This is a genomic window from Paenibacillus sp. 3LSP, assembly GCF_032465655.1.
GTDB classification, from domain to species: domain Bacteria; phylum Bacillota; class Bacilli; order Paenibacillales; family Paenibacillaceae; genus Fontibacillus; species Fontibacillus barengoltzii.
The window spans coordinates 1-2,111 of record NZ_JAWDJI010000026.1 but is presented as its reverse complement, the minus strand read 5'-3'; the positions used below and the strand labels follow the sequence as shown (position 1 = coordinate 2,111).

The window sequence follows — 2,111 nt, the reverse complement described above, 5'->3', positions numbered from 1 at the left end:
ACGTATGAACTCAGTTGAACGAACTTAAAAGGACGCCGCCAGGCGTTTTTCTTATCTCCTGTTCTGATAGCGTACACGTAAGTTGCCGGGTTATGATAGACATAAGAATGTAAGCGTTATTTCATCAAACCGAAACGGAGGAGTTCCATGGAAAAATATATCTTGGCCTTGGATCAAGGCACAACGAGCTCGCGGGCAATTCTTTTTAACCGGCAAGGGGAGATTGTTCATTCAGCACAGCGAGAATTTCCACAGTACTTCCCCGAACCCGGTTGGGTTGAGCAGAATCCTAACGAGATTTGGGGCTCGGTCCTGTCAGTGATCGCTTCCTGCTTATCAGAATCCGGGATCAAGCCGCGGCAAATTGCCGGAATCGGAATTACGAACCAGCGGGAAACGACGGTCGTCTGGGAAAAAGACAGCGGCACTCCGATATACCCGGCGATCGTCTGGCAGTCCCGGCAAACGGCCGCCATTTGCGAGGAACTGCGGAATGCTGGCCATGACGCTTTGATCCGAGCCAAAACGGGGTTGCTGCTCGATCCTTATTTTTCTGGAACCAAGGTCAAGTGGATCCTCGACCATGTCGAAGGCTCACGGGAGCGGGCGGCGAAGGGCGAGTTGCTGTTCGGCACCATCGATACGTGGCTTATCTGGAAGCTGTCCGGCGGACGCTTGCATGTCACGGACTATTCTAACGCTTCGCGGACGCTGATGTACAACATCCACGAGCTGACCTGGGATGATGAACTGCTTGCTCTGCTGGATATCCCAAAGGCGATGTTGCCTGAGGTGAAATCCTCCTCCGAAGTGTATGGCACCACGGTTCCGTATCACTTCTTCGGGGAGGAGGTGCCGATCGCAGGGGCGGCCGGAGACCAGCAGGCAGCTCTGTTCGGGCAAGCTTGCTTCCAACCAGGGATGGTCAAAACAACTTACGGAACCGGCTGCTTCATGCTGATGAACACCGGCAGCACCCCTGTCGTATCGGAGCACGGGCTGATTACCTCCTTGGCCTGGGGCTTAAACGGAAAGGTGGAGTACGCTCTTGAGGGCAGTATCTTTGTGTCCGGCTCGGCGATTCAGTGGCTGCGCGACGGGTTGCGCATGTTCCGGAACGCCAAAGACAGCGAGATGTATGCATCGCGCGTGAACTCCACGGAAGGTGTCTACGTTGTTCCGGCCTTCGTCGGTCTCGGCAGCCCGTATTGGGACAGCGAGGTTCGCGGTGCGGTATTTGGCTTGACGCGGGGAACGACGAAGGAGCATTTTATCCGGGCGACGCTTGAGGCGCTGGCTTACCAGACCAAAGACGTTCTTGGCGCGATGGAGCAGGATGCCGGGTATGCTGTTCGGTCCATGCAAGTGGATGGCGGCGCGGTGGCAAACAACTTTCTGATGCAGTTCCAAAGCGACCTTCTTGGAGTTCCTGTAGAACGTCCGGCGATTGGCGAAACGACGGCGTTGGGCGCGGCCTTTTTGGCGGGTCTCGCGGTTGATTACTGGAGCGATATGGATGAAGTCGCGCAGTGCAAACGCCTGGAACGCCGGTTTATCCCAACGATGCCGCAGACTAGACGGGAAGCGCTCTACCAAGGCTGGCTGAAAGCGGTTCAGGCCGCGATGGCCTTCAAATAACGGGCCGCCCATTTCTATACGGCACCGCACCATTAACCCTGTTTCTTCATAAGATGTGTTGACTGTATCCCTGAACCTTGTTAAACCACAAAACCCGAGCAAGGAGGGGTGACGCATTTTGAAGAGCAGCGATCGTAACAGCAAATTTCTGTTAACTAATCGTGAACGAGAGGTCTTCGAGCTTCTCGTGCAGGATAAAACGACGCGCGACATTGCCGGGCAACTGTTTATTAGTGAGAAAACCGTCCGTAATCACATTTCTAACGTCATGCAAAAGTTGAATGTCAAAGGTCGCGCGCAGGCGGTTGTCGAGCTGATCAAGCTTGGGGAGCTGAAAATCTGACGGTGAACTACGTGTTCGTAGAAAGCCGCAAGCCTTCTTTTTCACCCCGCAAGGGGGAAAGGGAAGGTTTTTTTGACATTATAGAATTTATAAAATTTCGGGGTGGGAGAGGCCTTCCGCCTCGTTTTTG

2 protein-coding genes are annotated in these 2,111 nt (G+C 54.1%); both read left to right on the top strand.

Annotation, left to right across the window (positions count from 1 at the left end; translation table 11 throughout):
- The first annotated feature begins 147 nt into the window (after positions 1 to 147).
- Positions 148 to 1,638: a glycerol kinase GlpK gene (gene glpK, locus RW092_RS01300; protein WP_316009307.1), complete on the top strand. Its 1,491-nt coding sequence runs from the start codon at positions 148 to 150 to the stop codon at positions 1,636 to 1,638.
- A gap of 118 nt (positions 1,639 to 1,756) precedes the next feature.
- Positions 1,757 to 1,981, top strand: a complete 225-nt coding sequence (locus tag RW092_RS01295; protein WP_016311073.1) for a helix-turn-helix domain-containing protein — start codon at positions 1,757 to 1,759, stop codon at positions 1,979 to 1,981.
- Positions 1,982 to 2,111: the final 130 nt, after the last annotated feature.